General features: G+C 69.8%; 15 protein-coding genes. 5 read left to right on the top strand and 10 right to left on the bottom strand.

The annotated features are described in order from the left end of the window. Positions 1-38: 38 nt before the first annotated feature. The 10 genes from ACWFRJ_RS27275 to ACWFRJ_RS27230 are packed head-to-tail and all read right to left on the bottom strand — an operon-like array spanning position 39 to position 9,805. The gene (locus tag ACWFRJ_RS27275) at positions 39-1,574 is read right to left on the bottom strand and encodes an NADH-quinone oxidoreductase subunit N (RefSeq protein WP_453536222.1); all 1,536 of its coding nucleotides are present in this window, start codon (positions 1,572-1,574) and stop codon (positions 39-41) included. Then, a complete protein-coding gene (locus tag ACWFRJ_RS27270; protein WP_453536219.1) occupies positions 1,571-3,160 on the bottom strand; it encodes an NADH-quinone oxidoreductase subunit M in 1,590 nt (529 codons plus the stop codon). The genes ACWFRJ_RS27275 and ACWFRJ_RS27270 overlap by 4 nt, the downstream gene beginning before the upstream one ends. Positions 3,161-3,166: 6 nt before the next feature. Beyond that, entirely contained in the window at positions 3,167-5,167 is a 2,001-nt protein-coding gene (locus ACWFRJ_RS27265; protein ID WP_453536216.1) for an NADH-quinone oxidoreductase subunit 5 family protein, read from the bottom strand. Further along, positions 5,164-5,577 carry an NADH-quinone oxidoreductase subunit NuoK gene (gene nuoK / locus ACWFRJ_RS27260; RefSeq protein WP_453536213.1) on the bottom strand — a complete coding sequence of 138 codons (414 nt, stop codon included), beginning with the start codon at positions 5,575-5,577 and terminating at the stop codon, positions 5,164-5,166. The genes ACWFRJ_RS27265 and nuoK overlap by 4 nt, the downstream gene beginning before the upstream one ends. Beyond that, positions 5,577-6,281 (bottom strand): NADH-quinone oxidoreductase subunit J family protein, encoded by a 705-nt coding sequence (locus tag ACWFRJ_RS27255; protein ID WP_453536210.1) that lies wholly within the window; start codon positions 6,279-6,281, stop codon positions 5,577-5,579. Before ACWFRJ_RS27255 ends, nuoK begins: the two co-directional genes overlap by 1 nt. Next, the gene (locus ACWFRJ_RS27250; RefSeq protein WP_453536207.1) at positions 6,278-6,862 is read right to left on the bottom strand and encodes a NuoI/complex I 23 kDa subunit family protein; all 585 of its coding nucleotides are present in this window, start codon (positions 6,860-6,862) and stop codon (positions 6,278-6,280) included. Before ACWFRJ_RS27250 ends, ACWFRJ_RS27255 begins: the two co-directional genes overlap by 4 nt. Beyond that, positions 6,863-7,831 carry a complex I subunit 1/NuoH family protein gene (locus tag ACWFRJ_RS27245; protein ID WP_453536204.1) on the bottom strand — a complete coding sequence of 323 codons (969 nt, stop codon included), beginning with the start codon at positions 7,829-7,831 and terminating at the stop codon, positions 6,863-6,865. Then, a complete protein-coding gene (locus tag ACWFRJ_RS27240; RefSeq protein ID WP_453536201.1) occupies positions 7,828-8,796 on the bottom strand; it encodes an NADH-quinone oxidoreductase subunit C in 969 nt (322 codons plus the stop codon). Before ACWFRJ_RS27240 ends, ACWFRJ_RS27245 begins: the two co-directional genes overlap by 4 nt. Further along, positions 8,793-9,425: an NADH-quinone oxidoreductase subunit B gene (locus tag ACWFRJ_RS27235; protein ID WP_453536198.1), complete on the bottom strand. Its 633-nt coding sequence runs from the start codon at positions 9,423-9,425 to the stop codon at positions 8,793-8,795. Before ACWFRJ_RS27235 ends, ACWFRJ_RS27240 begins: the two co-directional genes overlap by 4 nt. After that, the gene (locus ACWFRJ_RS27230) at positions 9,416-9,805 is read right to left on the bottom strand and encodes an NADH-quinone oxidoreductase subunit A (protein ID WP_365862827.1); all 390 of its coding nucleotides are present in this window, start codon (positions 9,803-9,805) and stop codon (positions 9,416-9,418) included. Before ACWFRJ_RS27230 ends, ACWFRJ_RS27235 begins: the two co-directional genes overlap by 10 nt. Before the next feature lie 230 nt (positions 9,806-10,035). Between ACWFRJ_RS27230 and ACWFRJ_RS27225 the strand changes: the two genes are divergently transcribed. The 5 genes from ACWFRJ_RS27225 (at position 10,036) to ACWFRJ_RS27205 (ending at position 16,953) form a co-directional block, all read left to right on the top strand. Then, positions 10,036-11,217, top strand: a complete 1,182-nt coding sequence (locus tag ACWFRJ_RS27225) for a sensor histidine kinase (protein WP_453536195.1) — start codon at positions 10,036-10,038, stop codon at positions 11,215-11,217. Positions 11,218-11,383: 166 nt separating this feature from the next. Then, positions 11,384-12,742: a sensor histidine kinase gene (locus ACWFRJ_RS27220; protein WP_453536193.1), complete on the top strand. Its 1,359-nt coding sequence runs from the start codon at positions 11,384-11,386 to the stop codon at positions 12,740-12,742. Between the two features lie 207 nt (positions 12,743-12,949). Next, positions 12,950-13,609 (top strand): LuxR C-terminal-related transcriptional regulator, encoded by a 660-nt coding sequence (locus ACWFRJ_RS27215; RefSeq protein ID WP_453536706.1) that lies wholly within the window; start codon positions 12,950-12,952, stop codon positions 13,607-13,609. A 328-nt stretch (positions 13,610-13,937) separates the two neighbouring features. Further along, complete coding sequence (locus tag ACWFRJ_RS27210; protein WP_453536190.1) at positions 13,938-15,869, top strand: 2-oxoacid:acceptor oxidoreductase subunit alpha; 1,932 nt, start codon at positions 13,938-13,940, stop codon at positions 15,867-15,869. Further along, a complete protein-coding gene (locus tag ACWFRJ_RS27205) occupies positions 15,862-16,953 on the top strand; it encodes a 2-oxoacid:ferredoxin oxidoreductase subunit beta (protein ID WP_453536187.1) in 1,092 nt (363 codons plus the stop codon). Before ACWFRJ_RS27210 ends, ACWFRJ_RS27205 begins: the two co-directional genes overlap by 8 nt. Positions 16,954-16,961 lie beyond the last annotated feature (8 nt).

Raw genomic sequence — 16,961 nt, 5'->3', positions numbered from 1 at the left:
GGTGATGGCCGAGCGGCCCTTGCGGAGACGGGACCGCGTCAGAAGAGGCCGGTGTCGGAGAACCTCAGGACGAGTTGCGGCGCTCCGGAGAGGGCGATGCCGAGGACCGCGGTCAGGGCGATGGCCGCCGTCAGGGGGGCCGGGACGCGGTGCTTGACCGGCTCGCCCTCGGGGGCGCGGAACAGCAGCGCGGTCCACTGGAGGTAGTAGAAGAGCGCGATGACCACGTTCACGGCCATCACCACGGCGAGCCAGCCCAGGCCCGCGTCGACCGCCGCCGAGAAGACGGTGACCTTCGCGAAGAGGCCGATGATGCCCGGCGGCAGGCCCGCGAGGCAGAGCAGGAAGAAGCCCAGCACCAGGGCCGCGAGCGGGCTCCTGGCGTACAGGCCGCGGTAGTCGCTGACGCGGTTCAGGCGCTGGGTCCGGCCGACGAGGGCGGCGACGGCGAAGGCTCCGAGGTTCACGGCCGCGTACATCAGGGCGTACGCGACGGTGGAGCCGACGGCCTTCTCGGCCTCCGCGGGGTTGTCGGCGTATCCGGCGGCTGCGATCGGCACGAGGAGGTATCCCGCCTGGCCGACCGAGGACCAGGCGAGCAGGCGTACCGCGCTGTACGCGCGCGTGGCCTGCTGGCGCAGCGCCGCCACGTTGCCCGCGGTCATGGTGAGCGCGGCGAGCACGGCGAGCGCCGGGCCCCACACGTCCGCGTACGAGGGGAAGGCGACGACGGTGACGAGGATCAGGCCGGTGAAACCGACCGCCTTACCTACTACGGAGAGATAGGCGGCGACCGGCAGCGGCGCTCCCACGTAGGTGTCGGGCACCCAGAAGTGGAAGGGCACGGCGGCCACCTTGAAGGCGAAGCCGACGAGGGTGAGGGCGACGCCGGTCTGGGCGAGCGTGTCCAGCTGCCCGTCGACGTGCCGGAGCTCGTCGGCGATCTCGGTGAGGTGCAGGGTGCCGGTCGCGGCGTACACGAAGCTGACGCCCATCAGCGTCACGGCGGTCGCGGTGACGGAGGAGAGGAAGAACTTGAGGGCCGCTTCGGAGGAGCGCTTGTCGCCTTGCCTGAGGCCGACGAGGGCGAAGGCGGGCAGCGAGGCGACTTCGAGGGCGACGACGAGGGTCGCGAGGTCACGCGAGGCGGGCAGCAGCGCGGCACCCGCGGCGGAGGAGAGCAGCAGGAACCAGAACTCCCCTTCGGGGAGTTCCTTCTCCGTGCCGTTCGCGTCCTTGAGCGCGCTCATCGAGAGCAGCGCGGCCAGCAAGGCACCGCCGAGTACGAGGAGTTGGATGACGAGCGTGAAGCGGTCGGCGGTGTAGCTGCAGGCGTCCCCGCCGGTCAGGCAGAACGTCGAGCGGTCGTCGTTCAGGATCGGCAGCAGGGAGAGCGCGGCGACGGCGAGCCCCGCCACGGAGATCCACCCGAGCAGCGCCTTCTTCTTGTCGCCCACGAAGAGGTCGGCGACGAGCACGAGGAGACCGACGACCGCCGCGACGGTGGGCGGAGCGATCGCGAGCCAGTCGACGGACTGGACGACACTGGCGGCGCTTTCGACGGCCACGGTCACGACTTGCCTCCTGAGAGGAGCTGCTGCACGGCCGGGTCGGTGAGGCCGAGCAGAGCGGCGGGCCAGAGTCCGGCGAGGACGGTGAGGGCGACGAGCGGGGTCCAGGCGGCGAACTCATAGCCCTGGACGTCGGCGAGCGCCGGGGATTCGGTCTTGGCGGCGCCCTGGGGCATCGGGCCCATGCAGACACGGCGTACGACGACGAGCATGTACGCGGCGGTGAGCAGGGTGCCGAAGGCGGCGATCGCCATGAAGGTGAGGAAGGCCGGGCGGCTGAGGCCGTCGGCGGGCTTGAACGCGCCGAACAGGGCGAGCATCTCGCCCCAGAACCCGGCGAGGCCCGGAAGGCCGAGCGAGGCGACGGCGCCGAAGGCGAGGAGACCGCCGAGGCGGGGGGCCTTGCCGTACAGCGCGGCGCCCGATTCCTGCGCGAGGGTGTCGAGGTCGCTGGTGCCGGTGCGGTCCTTCAGCGCGCCGACGAGGAAGAACAGCAGGCCGGTGATGAGGCCGTGCGCGATGTTGGCGAACAGGGCGCCGTTCACGCCGGTCGGGCTCATCGTCGAGATGCCGAGGAGCACGAAGCCCATGTGGCCCACCGACGAGTACGCGATCAGGCGCTTGAGGTCGCCCTTCGCGCCCTGCTTGGCGAGGGCGAGGCAGGCGAGCGAACCGTAGATGATCCCGACGACCGCGAAGGCCGCGAGGTACGGCGCGAAGGTGTGCATCCCGTCGGGCGCGATCGGCAGCAGGATCCGGACGAATCCGTACGTTCCCATCTTCAGCATCACGCCGGCCAGCAGGACCGAGCCGACGGTGGGCGCGGCGGTGTGCGCGTCCGGCAGCCAGCTGTGCAGCGGCCACATCGGCGTCTTGACCGCGAGGCCGATCCCGATCGCCAGAACGGCGATGACCTGCACGGACGTGGTCAGGCCCCGGCCGTTGTCAGTGGCGAGTGCCACCATGTCGAATGTGCCGGACTTGAGGCCGATGAGGAGGAGACCGAGCAGCATCACGACGGAGCCGAGCAGCGTGAAGAGGATGAACTTCCAGGCTGCTTGCGTGCGTTGGGCGCCGCCCCAGCGTGCGATGAGGAAGTACATCGGGATGAGGACCATCTCGAACGCCAGGAAGAACAGCAGCAGATCGAGGACGGCGAAGGTCGCGAGGGTGCCGGACTCGAGCACGAGGATCAGTGCCACAAATGCCTTGGGAGACGGGCCCGTCGGCATTTTGAAGTAGGAGTACAGCGCGCAGAGGAAGGTCAGGAGCGCGGTCAGGACCAGGAGGGGGAGCGAGATGCCGTCGATGCCGAGGTGGATGCGCACGTCGAGTGCGGGGATCCAGCTGATATCGGTCGTGGCCTGCATCTTTGACGGGTGGTCATGGTCGAAGCCGAGTGCGAGGACGATCGCGGCGATGAGGATCACGCCCGTCACGACCACGCCGTGGCGCAGCACGGCCTGGTCCGGTGACTTCCCCTTCAGTCCGGGCGGGGCCGGGAGCAGGGCGGCCACGGCGCCGATGAGCGGGCCGATGACGATCAATGCGAGAAGGAACTGCATCACGGATTCATTGATATCGATCACGGCTGCTCACGCTCCGACGGTGGCGACGAGGACGGCGGCGACAGCCAGGACGACGGTGCCTGCGAGCAGCGCGCTCAGGTAGGTCTGCACATTGCCGGTCTGCGCGCGGCGGACGGCCGCGCCGAGCCAGCGGGGTGCGGTGCCCGCGCCGCGTACGTACGTCTCGACGACCTCGCGGTCGAGGAACCGGACGAGGCCCGCGGCGGCCTGGACGGGGCGCACGAACAGGGCGGCGTAGACGGCGTCGAGGTGGAAGCCGACGGCGGCGTGCCGGTGCAGCGGGCCGAGCAGGAGGCGGCCGGGGTCGGCCGGGTCGTGGGCGGCGGCCACGTCACCGTAGGCGGGGGTGTGCGTGGCGATCGCCTCGGCTTCGACCAGGCCTCCGTCGGCTCCGGCTCCCGTGTCGGCGGCGACCGCGCCCATCGGGTAGCGGTCGGCGAGCGCCGTGGTGTGGCGCCACGCGCCGTAGGTGACGAGCCCGCCGACGAGGGCGAATCCCGTGCCGAGGACGGAGGTGGTGAGGGTCGGGGTGAGCGAGTGGCCGTCGAACCATTTCGGCAGGACGCCGACGGTGAGGCCGAAGGTAAGTGAGGGCACGGCGAGCACCCAGAGCACGGAGGTCATCGCGACGGGCTGCTTGCCGTGGTCGGGGGCTTCGGGGCCCCTGCCGTTGAAGGCGAGCAGCCACAGACGCGTCGCGTAGGCGGCGGTGAGGAGGGCGGTCAGCAGACCGGCGACCAGGACGATCCAGCCCGCCGCGACGGGGGCCGTCTCGGAGTGTCCGGTGGCTGCGTGCTCGGCGGCGCCCAGGACGGCTTCCTTGGAGAAGAAGCCGCTGAACGGCGGGATCGCGGCGAGCGCGAGGAGCGCCACGGTCATCGTCCAGAAGGCGTCGGGGACGCGGTCGCGCAGGCCCTTCATACGGGACATCGCAGCGAGGGAGTTGGTGCCGGCGGCGTGGATGATCACGCCCGCGCCGAGGAAGAGGAGCGCCTTGAAGGCGCCGTGCGACAGGAGGTGGAAGACGGCGGCACCGCGGTCGCCGACGGCGAGGGCGCCGGTCAGATAGCCGAGCTGGCCGATCGTCGAGTAGGCGAGGACGCGCTTGATGTCGTCCTGGGCGAGCGCGGCGAGCGCCGAGCCCGCCATCGTGACGGCGGCCATCACGGCGAGGACGACCATCGCCGCCGCCGACACGGCGAAGACAGGGAGGAGCCGGGCCACGAAATAGACACCGGCGGCGACCATCGTCGCGGCGTGGATGAGCGCGGAGACGGGCGTGGGGCCCGCCATCGCGTCGGGCAGCCAGGTGTGCAGCGGGAACTGCGCGGACTTGCCCGCCACACCGGCGAGGAGCAGCAGGGCGATCAGCGTCGGGTGCTCGAGGCCGCCGCCCGCGACCGTCGCGAGGACGGTCGTGATGCGGAACGACCCGGTGTCGACGGCGAGCGCGAACAGGCCGATCAGGAAGGGGACATCGCCGAGCTTGGTGACAAGGAAGGCCTTGAGGGAGGCGGCGCGGGCTTCGGGCGTCTCCCAGTAGTGGCCGACGAGGAAGTACGAGCAGATGCCCATGATCTCCCAGCCGACCAGGAGCACCATCAGGTCGCCGGAGTAGACGACGAGCAGCATCGCGGAGGTGAAGAGGGAGACGAGAGCGGCGTACGAGGGGTAGCGCGGGTCGTCGCGCAGGTAGCCCGTCGAGTAGATCTGCACGCAGGAGGCGACGACGCCGACCAGGACGGCGACCAGGGCGGCGAAGCCGTCGATGTGCAGGGCGAGTTCGATGGGGATCGAGCCGGTCGGGGTGAGCTCGGTGGCGGACTCGATGTCGGCGCCGCCGCCGTGGCGGACTGCGACCAGGACGGCGATGGCCAGCGCCGCCAGGGTGGGCAGCACCGCGAGGGGGCGTACGAGACCGGGGACGGTGCGGCCGAGCAGCAGACCGGCGACCGCGCCGAGGAACGGCAGGAGGGGGACGAGTACGGCGAGGGTGGTCGTGGTCACGCGGTGGCCTCAGCCTTCTGCGACTTCTGCGACTTCTGTGCCGGGTCGTCCGAGTCGGGTTCTTCGACGGCCGCGCCTTCGGCACCGTCGTCGGGGTCGTCCGAGCCCTCGGCGGTGTCGCGGAGTTCATCGACGGCGGAGGAGCCGCGGTTGCGGTAGACAGCCAGGACGATCGCGAGGCCGATGCCGATCTCCGCGGCGGCGATGGCGATGGTGAAGAGGGTCAGGGCCTGGCCGGAGTGGAGGGCGTCGCGGAGCCAGACGTCGAAGGCGACCAGGTTGAGGTTGACGGCGTTGAGCATCAGCTCGACGGACATCAGGACCAGGATCGCGTTGCGGCGGGCGAGCACTCCGTACAGGCCTACGCAGAAGAGGAGGGCGGCCAGGACGGCGGGATAGGCGAGGTGCATCAGCGCTGCTCCTTGTCGCTGGGGGCGTCGCTGGGGGCACCGGTCGTGCGGGGGTGGCCGGTCGTGCGGGGGGCGCCGGTCCGGCGGGTGTCGTCGGGGGTGTCGTTCAGGCGGGTCATACGGGCGTTCCTGCGGGAGAGGACGATCGCGCCGACCAGGGCGGCGAGGAGCAGGACCGAGAGGGCCTCGAACGGCAGCACCCAGTGCTGGAAGAGGAACTTTCCGGTAACGCCGGTGGAGCCCTGGGCCTCGTCGGCGGCGCGGTCGAGGTCGATCCAGGTGGTCCGGAAGGCGTCGACGACGACCCAGACCAGGGCGGCGGCCGCGAGGACGGCCACCGCGAGCGCGACCGGACGGTTGCCCGAATCGGCGTCCGGGGAGCGGCCGATGGGGGCCCGCGTCAGCATCAGACCGAAGAGAAGGAGGACGACGACGGAGCCGACGTAGATCAGGACCTGCACCCAGGCGATGAACTCGGCGGTGAGCAGGAGGTACTCGACGGCCAGGCCGCCGAGCGTCGCCACGAGCCACAGGGCGGCGTGCACCAGCTGCTTGGTGGTGACGGTGACGATCGCCGAGCCGAGGGTGACGAGGCCGACCAGGAGGAAGGCGATCTCGACTCCCGTCGGGGAGAGGAAGCCTTGGGGGGCGTCGGCGGCCAGAGGGGCGTGGGCTGCTGTCGCCGCAGCGGCTGCGAAAGTCACGCGGATCCCTCCGGTCCGGCTGCTTCGGCTTCCTGGGCCGCGGCCAGCTTCTCCGCCGCCTTGCGGGCGGTGACGATCTCCTTGGGGTCCTCGGCCGCGGGGTCCAGGGCAGGCGGGGCCGGGACCGTCCACATCCAGTCGCGGAGCTTGTCGCGCTCGTGGGTGAGTTCGTGGATGTCGGTCTCGGCGTACTCGAACTCCGGGGACCAGAACAGTGCGTCGAAGGGGCAGACCTCGATGCAGATGCCGCAGTACATACAGAGGGAGAAGTCGATGGCGAAGCGGTCGAGGACGTTGCGGCTGCGTTCACGGCCGCCCTCGACGGCCGCCGGGACCGTCTCCTTGTGGGAGTCGATGTAGATGCACCAGTCCGGGCACTCCCGGGCGCAGAGCATGCAGACCGTGCAGTTCTCCTCGAAGAGCCCGATGACGCCGCGGGTGCGGGGCGGGAGTTCGGGCTGGTGCTCCGGGTACTGCTCGGTGACGGTCTTCTTCGTCATCGTGCGGAGGGTGACGGCGAGGCCCTTGGCCAGTCCGCTGCCGGGAATCCGGGGCCGGGTGGGCGGGAGAGACGCAGCCATTTAGTTGATCGCCACCTTCACGATTCCGGTGAGCGCGATCTGCGCGAGGGCGAGCGGTACGAGGAGGGTCCAGGAGAGCTTCTGGAGCTGGTCCTCACGGAGACGGGGGTAGCTGACGCGTAGCCAGATCACGAGGAAGGCGAGCACCGCCGTCTTCAGGAGGGTCCAGACCCAGCCGAGGCCGTCGGCGCCCCAGGGGCCGTGCCAGCCGCCGAGGAAGAGGACGGTGGTGAGACCGCAGAGGACGACGATTCCGGCGTACTCGGCGAGGAGGAAGAGGGCGAAGCGCAGGCCCGTGTACTCGGTGTACGCACCGAAGATGATCTCCGAGTCGGCGACCGGCATGTCGAAGGGCGGGCGCTGGAGTTCGGCGAGCCCGGCGACGAAGAAGACGAGGGCGCCGACGATCTGCCAGGGCAGCCACCACCACTCGAAGGCGTTGAGGATGCCGGGCAGCGACACCGTCCCGGCCGCCATCGCGACCGAGGCCGCGGCGAGCAGCATCGGGAGTTCGTACGCCAGGAGCTGGGCGGCGGTGCGCAGGCCGCCGAGGAGGGAGAACTTGTTGGCGCTCGCCCAGCCCGCCATGAGCGAGCCGAGTACGCCGACGCCCATCACCGCGAGCACGAAGAAGATGCCCGCGTCGACGAGTTGGCCGACGGCTCCTTCGCTCGGGCCGATGGGGATCGCGACGAGGACCAGGAGGTAGGGCAGCAGGGCGACGGCGGGGGCGAGCTGGAAGATGCGGCGGTCGGCATCGGCCGGTACGACGTCTTCCTTCTGCGCGAACTTGACCCCGTCGGCGACGAGCTGGGCCCAGCCGTGGAAGCCGCCCGCGTACATGGGGCCGAGGCGGCCCTGCATGTGGGCCATCACCTTGTGCTCGGTCTGGCCGATGACCAGGGGCAGTACGAGGAAGACGGCGAAGACGATGAGGAGACGCAGGGCGACGTCGAGCGCGTCGGTCACTCCGTGCCTCCTGGGCGGCGGTCCTCGCCTGTGTTGTCGGTACCGGTACTGGTACTGGTACCGGTGTCGGTGCTCTCGGTGCTCTCGGTGCCGTCGAACGCCGGGCGGGCCTGGTGCCACGGGGCGTCGGAGGCGGCCTCGGGAGCCGGAGCCGCGTCGGGCTTCGCCTCCGGTGCCGGAGTTGCCTCGGGCTTCGCCTCCGGTACCGGAGTTGCCTCGGGCTTCGCCTCCGGTACCGGAGGAGTTGCCTCAGGCTTCGCCTCCGGCGGCGTCTTCACTGCCGGACTCTGAGATGCCGGGCTCTGGGACGCCGAGCCCTCGCCCGCCGTGCGTGTCCTGCGGACCGGACGGTCGCCCGACGCGCGGGCGGCGCCGCGGGCCGGGCGGGCCGGGGCTGCGGGGAGTTGGCCCTTCAGGGGGCCCCATTCGTTCGGGTCGGGTACGCCGGGAGGCAGCATCTGGCGGCGCTTGGGCCCGCCGTGCTCCGACTCCCCCGGCTCCTTCGCACCGGGCCACGCCTTCGCGACCCGGGCCGCGAGGACGAAGTCCTTACGCAGAGGGTGGCCTTCGAAGGTGTCCGGGAGGAGCAGCGGCACCAGGTGCGGGTGGCCTTCGAAAGCGATGCCGAACATCTCGTGCGTCTCGCGCTCGTGCCACGCCGCGCCCGCGTAGACGTCGACCGCGGTCGGCAGGGCAGGGGCGTCGTGCGGGACGGTCGTACGGATGAGGAGGCGGCGTACCGGAGAGAGAGCCACGACGTGGGCCGATACGTAAAAGCCCGTGCCCGGTTCGTCGACGGCGCTCAGCCAGTCGAAATAGGTGCAGTTCAGGGTCGTGCGCGCGGTTTCCAGAGACGCGATCCACGTGCTCGGCGGCACGTCGACCGTCAGGAGGTCGTACGACTCCTCGGCCGTGGCCTCCGCGCCGAAGAGCTCCTCGACGGGGCTCGGCAGCCAGCCGGTCATGACTGCACCTGCCCTGGCGTCGAGGCCACCGGCGGCTTCACGAGTCCGCTCTGCAGAGCCGCCGTCGAAGGCCGACCGCCGTTTCCGTTGCCGTACCGCTCGGCCAGCGACTCCCGCGCGATCTTCTCCTGGAGCTTGAGGATGCCCTGGAGCAGCGCTTCGGGACGGGGCGGGCAGCCGGGTACGTACACGTCGACCGGGATGATCTGGTCGACGCCCTTGGTCACCGCGTACGAATCCCAGTACGGACCGCCGCAGTTGGAGCAGGCGCCGAAGGAGATGACGTACTTCGGCTCGGGCATCTGCTCGTACAGGCGCTTCACGGCCGGGGCCATCTTGTCCGTGACCGTGCCGGAGACGACCATCAGGTCGGCCTGGCGCGGACCCGGCGCGAACGGGATCACGCCGAGCCGGATGAAGTCGTGCCGTGCCATGGAGGCGGCGATGAACTCGATGGCGCAGCAGGCGAGGCCGAAGTTGAAGACCCACAGCGAGTACCGGCGGCCCCAGTTGAGGACCACCTTCATCGGCTCGGGCGCGAGGCGGGACAGCACGCCGAGCTTCTGCGGCTCGGATGCGGGAAGCAGTGTCGGCTCGGGCAGGAGCACGGGCTCCGGGGTCACGTCCATGTGAGGACGCCCTTCTTGTATGCGTACAGCAGGCCCACGGTCAGGAAGCCGAGGAAGATGAACATCTCCACCAGCGTCGTCGCACCGTAGCCGGGCGCGGCGAAAACCGTCGCCCATGGAAAGAGGAAGATCGAGTCGACGGCGAAGATGACATAGAGGAACGCGTAGACGTAGTAGCGGACCTGGGTGTGGGCCCAGCCGTCGCCGACCGGGTCGACGCCGCACTCGTACGTCAGGAGCTTCTCGGGTGTCGGTACGACGGGCCTGAGCAGCCGCCCCGCGCCGAAGGCGACACCGACGAACAGCACGCCGACGACGGCGAGCAGCCCGACGACGGAGTACGACTGGTAGTAGCTCGCCGCGACATTCGTCACGTGCACGTCAGCTCCTCACTCCCTGACACTCATCGCTGTTAGCTGTTAGCTGATCGCTGTTCGACGATCTGTACGCACGGGAGTCTAGGGCCTGCTAAAGACCGGGTAAGCAGAGCGTCACGCATCGGCAAGGACTGATCGCTCGTGACGTGGCGCCGACGGGTGGGGTTATCCCCCGGGTGTCCTGGCGGCCCTCCTCATGGCGCCGCGGCGGCGGGCCGTGCACCCTAGCGCTTATGACCGCACGCGCCACGTCCTCATCCACGTCCCCGCCACCCGCGCGCTTCGCGGCGTACGACCGGCAGACCTGGAAGGAGATCGCGCACCTCCTCGCCAACCTCCCGCTGGGCGTGGCCGGTTTCATCTACGCGGTCGTCACGATCGCGGCCGGCGGCGGTCTCGCCGTGACGGTCATCGGACTGCCGCTGCTCGCGGGCGCGCTGCTCGGCGCACGGCTGATCGGCAAGACGGAGCGGGCACGGGCGCGGGCGCTGCTCGGGGTACGGGTCGACGAGCCGAGCCCGATGCCGAAGCTGCGCAAGCACGGATTCTTCAGCTGGCTGCGGTCGAGTCTGAGAGATCCGGTCGGCTGGCGCACGATGCTGTACTCGTTCATGCGGCTGCCCTGGGGCGTGGTGACGTTCGCCGTCACCCTGACGGGGCTCTTCGTGCTCTGGCCCGTGCTTCCCTACGTCGTGCGCGGCCTGACCAACGCCGACCGCGCGATGGTGCGCGGGCTGCTCTCGCCCTCCGACGAACTGGAGCGGCGCATCGTCGAGTTGGAGTCGGACCGCGGGGTCGTCGTCGACACGGCGGCGGCCGACCTGCGCCGCATCGAGCGCGACCTGCACGACGGGGCGCAGGCCCGCCTCGTCGCGCTCGCCATGGGGCTCGGTCTGGCCAAGGAGAAGCTCCTGGAGGGCCAGGCCGACGACACGGTGGCGGCGATGGTCGACGAGGCGCACGGCGAGGTGAAGCTCGCCCTTCAGGAACTGCGCGACCTCGCCCGCGGCATCCACCCGGCCGTCCTGACCGACCGCGGCCTTGACGCGGCCCTCTCCTCGCTCGCCGCGCGGTGCACGGTCCCGGTGAAGGTGACGGCCGATCTGCCGACGCGCCCGGCCGCCGCGATCGAGGGCAGCGCGTACTTCACCGTCTCCGAGCTGCTGCAGAACGTCAGCAAGCACAGCGGGGCGCGTTCGGCGTCCGTGGAGGTGTGGCGTGCCGACCAGCGGCTGCTCGTCCAGGTGCGGGACGACGGCCGGGGCGGCGCGAGCCTGGACGGGGGCACGGGCATGGCGGGCCTCGCGGACCGGCTCGGCGCGGTCGACGGCCTGTTCGTGATCGAGTCGCCGGAGGGCGGACCCACGACCATCACTGCGGAGCTGCCGTGGCGGGACCGGGATGCACGAGCGTAGGGACCGCGATGCGCGAGGGTAGGGAAAACCCCCGGTCGAAGACACCTACGCACCACATGGTCCGGATCAGCCGCGCACGGGAGTCTGGAGATACGACGCCGGACCACCACGGCAGACCCCACAGATCCAGCAGACCGCGCAGACCCAGCAGAAACGGACGACACCGATGGCCACGGAGTACGGACAGGAGTACGGGCGCATGAACCGTTCGGAGTTCCGGGGATCCGACCTCGATGAGCGGCGGCCGCGTATCCCCGCCGGGCTGCGCGCGCCGATCGAGGCCCGCGCCTGGAAGGAGTTCGGCTATGTGCTCCTGAGCCTGCCGATCAGCATCATGACCTTCACGTTCGCGGTCACGATGCTGTCGCTCGGCGCCGGGCTCCTGATCACGTTCATCGGCATCCCGGTACTCGCCGCCGGGCTCGCCGCCTGCCGCGGGATCGGCTCGCTCGAGCGGGTGCGGGCGCGGGCGCTGCTCGATGTGGAGGTGGCGAACCCGGAGCCGCTGCGGCCCAAGAACGGCGGCGGCATGATGGGGTGGATGGGCGCCGTGCTCAAGAGCGGTGTCTCCTGGCGGCACGTCCTCTACTCCCTGCTCCACATGCCGTGGGCGGTCTTCTCCTTCGGCGTGTCGGTGCTCTTCTGGACGTACGGCTGGGCGATGCTCACGTACCCGCTGTGGCAGTGGCTCTTCCCGGTCTACGGCGGCCAGAACGGCATCCAGCTCTACGGCGACGACGGGCACCGCGTCCTGATCGACAACCCCTTCGAGATCGGCGTCACCGCCCTCACCGGCCTCCTTGTCACGCTCGCCACCCCCTGGATCATCCGGGCCCTGACCACCGTCGACCGCGTCATGGTCGTCGGGCTGCTCGGCCCCTCCAGCCTGGCGACGCGCGTCGTCGAACTGGAGTCGGACCGCGGGGTCGTCGTCGACACGGCCGCGGCCGACCTGCGCCGCATCGAACGCGACCTGCACGACGGGGCACAGGCCCGCCTCGTCGCGCTCGCCATGGATCTGGGTCTGGCCAAGGAGAAGCTGACGGAGGACCCCGAGGCCGCGGCCCGCATGGTGGACGAGGCGCACGGCGAGGTGAAGGTCGCCCTCCAGGAACTGCGCGATCTGGCCCGCGGCATCCACCCCGCGGTCCTGACCGACCGAGGTCTGGACGCGGCCCTTTCCTCGCTCGCCGCGCGGTGCACGGTTCCGGTCCAGGTCGAGGTGGATCTGCCCGCGCGTCCTGCCGCCGCGATCGAGGGCATCGCGTACTTCACCGTCTCCGAGCTGCTGCAGAACATCAGCAAGCACGCGCGGGCGTCCCGTGGCTCGGTCGACGTCTGGCAGGTCGAGAACCGGCTGATGCTTCAGGTCTCCGACAACGGCGCGGGGGGCGCGGACGTGACCGGCGGCTCCGGTCTCGCGGGGCTCGCCGAGCGGCTCGACGCGGTCGACGGGATCCTGGTCGTGGATTCGCCCGTGGGCGGACCGACCACCGTGACGGCGGAGCTGCCGTGGCGGGCGTGACACCCACCCCACCCCACTCCCGGCAGCCCACGCGGTAGTCCGGCCCCGCTCACCCACCCGGTAGCCCCCAGCGAGGGGATGCCGGGTGGGTTCTGCCGTGCCGGTCTGTCCACGCACGCGGTAACGCCCCTCAGTACGCGCGATACTGAGGTGTCGGGGGACAACCAGAATCGAATATGCCGGGGGGCCGTGAACGTGGAGGACAAAGTGCGGGTCGTCATCGCCGAGGATTCAGTGCTGCTGAGGGAGGGCCTGACCCGTCTGCTGACCGACCGGGGGCACGACGTCGTCGCGGGGGTGGGCGACGCGGACCAGCTGATCAAGACGATCAACGAACTCTCCTCCGCGGGTGCGCTGCCCGATGTGGTCGTCGCCGACGTGCGGATGCCGCCGACGCACACGGACGAGGGAGTGCGGGCCGCGGTGCATCTGCGCCACCAGTTCCCGGGCCTCGGGGTGCTCGTCCTCTCGCAGTACGTCGAGGAGCAGTACGCCACCGAGCTGCTCGCCGGGTCCAGCCGTGGCGTCGGTTATCTGCTCAAGGACCGCGTCGCGGAGGTGCGCGAGTTCGTGGACGCGGTGGTGCGCGTCGCGCAGGGCGGCACCGCGCTCGACCCGGAGGTCGTGGCGCAGCTGCTCGGCCGCAGCCGCAAACAGGATGTCCTCGCGGGGCTCACTCCGCGCGAACGCGAGGTACTCGGTCTGATGGCCGAGGGACGGACCAACTCCGCGGTCGCCCGGCAGTTGGTGGTGAGCGACGGCGCCGTCGAGAAGCACGTCAGCAACATCTTCCTGAAGCTGGGGCTCTCCCAGAGTGACGGGGATCACCGACGCGTTCTGGCGGTTCTCACCTACCTGAATTCATAGCGATCTGACACCCTGTCAGCAATTTGACGGGCTTGAGCGTCATTGATGGCGCTTGAGCACCACTAAAGGCAGCGGCGCCATCATGAGTGCGCGTGAGTGCACAGAAGCACGGAGAACAGTCCTAGAACCAAAGGATGAGCGGGGGCGTCTTCTATGACGGGCCGGGGGACGAGGCACACCATGACAAAACGGGGCAATGGCGCGTCTCAAAAGCGCGTCCGTCATGCGATCTACCACAGGTAGGTGACCCTTACCGACGTAGGGTGGGCTTTGGGAAGGCCGGTCGCCCAGCCCTTCCCGCTCAGCCGCCCGAGGGAGGTCCAGTTCAGTGACCAGCCAGGTCAGTAGCACAGCCGAGCAGGCCGATGGGACAGTCGTCGGAGAGCAGCGCAAGCCTGCTGGTGAGAAGGATGTACGCCGTCTGGACCGGGTGATCATCCGTTTCGCGGGTGACTCGGGTGACGGTATGCAGCTCACCGGCGACCGGTTCACCTCCGAGACGGCGTCCTTCGGGAACGATCTGTCGACGCTGCCGAACTTCCCGGCCGAGATCCGTGCTCCTGCCGGCACCCTGCCGGGTGTTTCCTCCTTTCAGTTGCATTTCGCCGATCACGACATCCTCACGCCGGGCGACGCGCCGAACGTCCTCGTCGCGATGAACCCGGCCGCCCTGAAGGCGAACATCGCCGACGTGCCGCGCGGCGCGGAGATCATCGTCAACACGGACGAGTTCTCCAAACGGGCGATGGCGAAGGTCGGCTATGAGGCCTCACCGCTCGAGGACGGTTCGCTGGACGGCTACAGCGTGCATCCGGTGCCCCTGACGACGCTGACGGTCGAGGCGCTGGGAGAGTTCGACCTCTCGCGCAAGGACGCGGGCCGCAGCAAGAACATGTTCGCTCTTGGCCTCCTGTCGTGGATGTATCACCGGCCGACCGAGGGCACGGAGAAGTTCCTGCGGGCGAAGTTCGCCAAGAAACCCGACATCGCCGAGGCGAACATCACCGCGTTCAGGGCGGGTTGGAACTTCGGCGAGACGACGGAGGACTTCGCGGTCTCCTACGAGGTCGCCCCGGCCGCCGCCGCGTTCCCCACCGGCACCTACCGCAACATCTCGGGGAACCTGGCGCTGTCCTACGGTCTGATCGCCGCGGGCCGGCAGGCGGACCTGCCGCTCTATCTGGGCTCGTATCCGATCACTCCGGCCTCCGACATCCTGCACGAGCTGAGCAAGCACAAGAACTTCGGGGTGCGGACCTTCCAGGCCGAGGACGAGATCGCGGGCATCGGCGCCGCCCTTGGCGCGGCCTTCGGCGGATCCCTTGCGGTGACCACGACGTCAGGGCCCGGCGTGGCGCTGAAGTCGGAGACCATCGGCCTCGCGGTGTCGCTCGAACTGCCGCTCCTCGTCGTGGACATCCAGCGCGGCGGGCCCTCCACCGGCCTGCCGACCAAGACCGAGCAGGCGGATCTGCTGCAGGCGATGTACGGGCGCAACGGCGAGGCGCCGGTGCCGATCGTGGCGCCCCAGACCCCCGCCGACTGCTTCGACGCGGCGATCGAGGCGGCGCGGATCGCGGTCACCTACCGCACCCCGGTCTTCCTGCTCTCGGACGGCTATCTGGCCAACGGCTCCGAGCCCTGGCGCATCCCGGACACCGACGAACTCCCCGACCTGCGCGTCCAGTTCGCCTCGGGCCCCAATCACACCCAGGACGACGGCACCGAGGTCTTCTGGCCCTACAAGCGCGACCCGCAGACGCTGGCCCGCCCGTGGGCGATCCCCGGCACGCCCGGCCTCGAACACCGCATCGGCGGGATCGAGAAGCAGGACGGCACCGGCAACATCTCCTACGACCCGGCCAACCACGACTTCATGGTCCGCACCCGCCAGGCCAAGATCGACGGGATCGCCGTGCCCGACCTGGAGGTCGACGACGCGACCGGCGACGCCAGGCTGCTGGTCCTGGGCTGGGGCTCGACGTACGGCCCCATCACCGCGGCGGTACGGCGCCTGCGGGCGGTCGGCGAGAGCGTCGCGCAGGCCCATCTGCGCCACCTCAACCCCTTCCCCCGAAATCTGGGCGAGATCCTCAAGCGCTACGACAAGGTGGTGATTCCCGAGATGAACCTCGGGCAGCTCGCCACACTCCTCCGCGCCAAGTACCTCGTGGACGCGGTCTCGTACAACCAGGTCAATGGAATGCCGTTCAAGGCCGAGCAGCTCGCCACGGCTCTCAAGGAGGCCATCAATGGCTGACACGAAGACCGAAAGCACCGGGAGCGCCGGGAGCACGATCGAAGCGCTTTCCCTGGTGCCCAAGGCCGAGGCCAAGCAGTCCATGAAGGACTTCAAGTCCGACCAGGAGGTGCGCTGGTGCCCCGGCTGCGGCGACTACGCCGTCCTGGCGGCAGTACAGGGCTTCATGCCCGAACTCGGCCTGGCCAAAGAGAACATCGTCTTCGTCTCCGGCATCGGCTGCTCCTCGCGCTTCCCGTACTACATGAACACCTACGGGATGCACTCCATCCACGGCCGCGCCCCCGCCATCGCCACCGGACTCGCCTCCTCGCGCCGCGACCTGTCCGTCTGGGTGGTCACCGGGGACGGCGACGCGCTTTCCATCGGCGGCAACCACCTCATCCACGCCCTGCGCCGCAACGTCAACCTCAAGATCCTCCTCTTCAACAACCGGATCTACGGCCTTACCAAAGGCCAGTACTCCCCCACCTCCGAGGTCGGCAAGATCACCAAGTCGACGCCGATGGGCTCCCTGGACGCGCCCTTCAACCCGGTGTCCCTGGCGATCGGCGCGGAGGCGAGCTTCGTGGCGCGGACGGTGGACTCCGACCGCAAGCACCTCACCTCGGTCCTGCGCGAGGCCGCCGAACACCCCGGCACCGCCCTGGTGGAGATCTACCAGAACTGCAACATCTTCAACGACGGCGCCTTCGAAGTCCTCAAGGACAAGCAGCAGGCCGAGGAGGCGGTGATCCGCCTGGAGCACGGCCAGCCGATCCGCTTCGGCACCGACGGCTCCAAGGGCGTCGTACGCGACCCGGCCACCGGCGATCTCAAAGTTGTCCCGGTCACACCTGAGACCGAGTCTCAGATCCTGGTCCACGACGCGCACTCCACCTCGCCGACGCTGGCCTTCGCCCTCTCGCGCCTCGCCGACCCCGACACCCTGCACCACACCCCCATCGGGGTCTTCCGCAACGTCGAACGCCCGGTCTACGACACGCTCATGTCCGACCAGCTCGACACCGCCATCGAACACAACGGCAAGGGCGACCTGGCCGCACTCCTCGCAGGCGGCGACACCTGGACCGTCGTCGGCTGACACCGCCG

Source organism: Streptomyces sp. NPDC055239, assembly GCF_053606205.1.
This window is presented reverse-complemented; position numbering and strand designations above follow the sequence as displayed.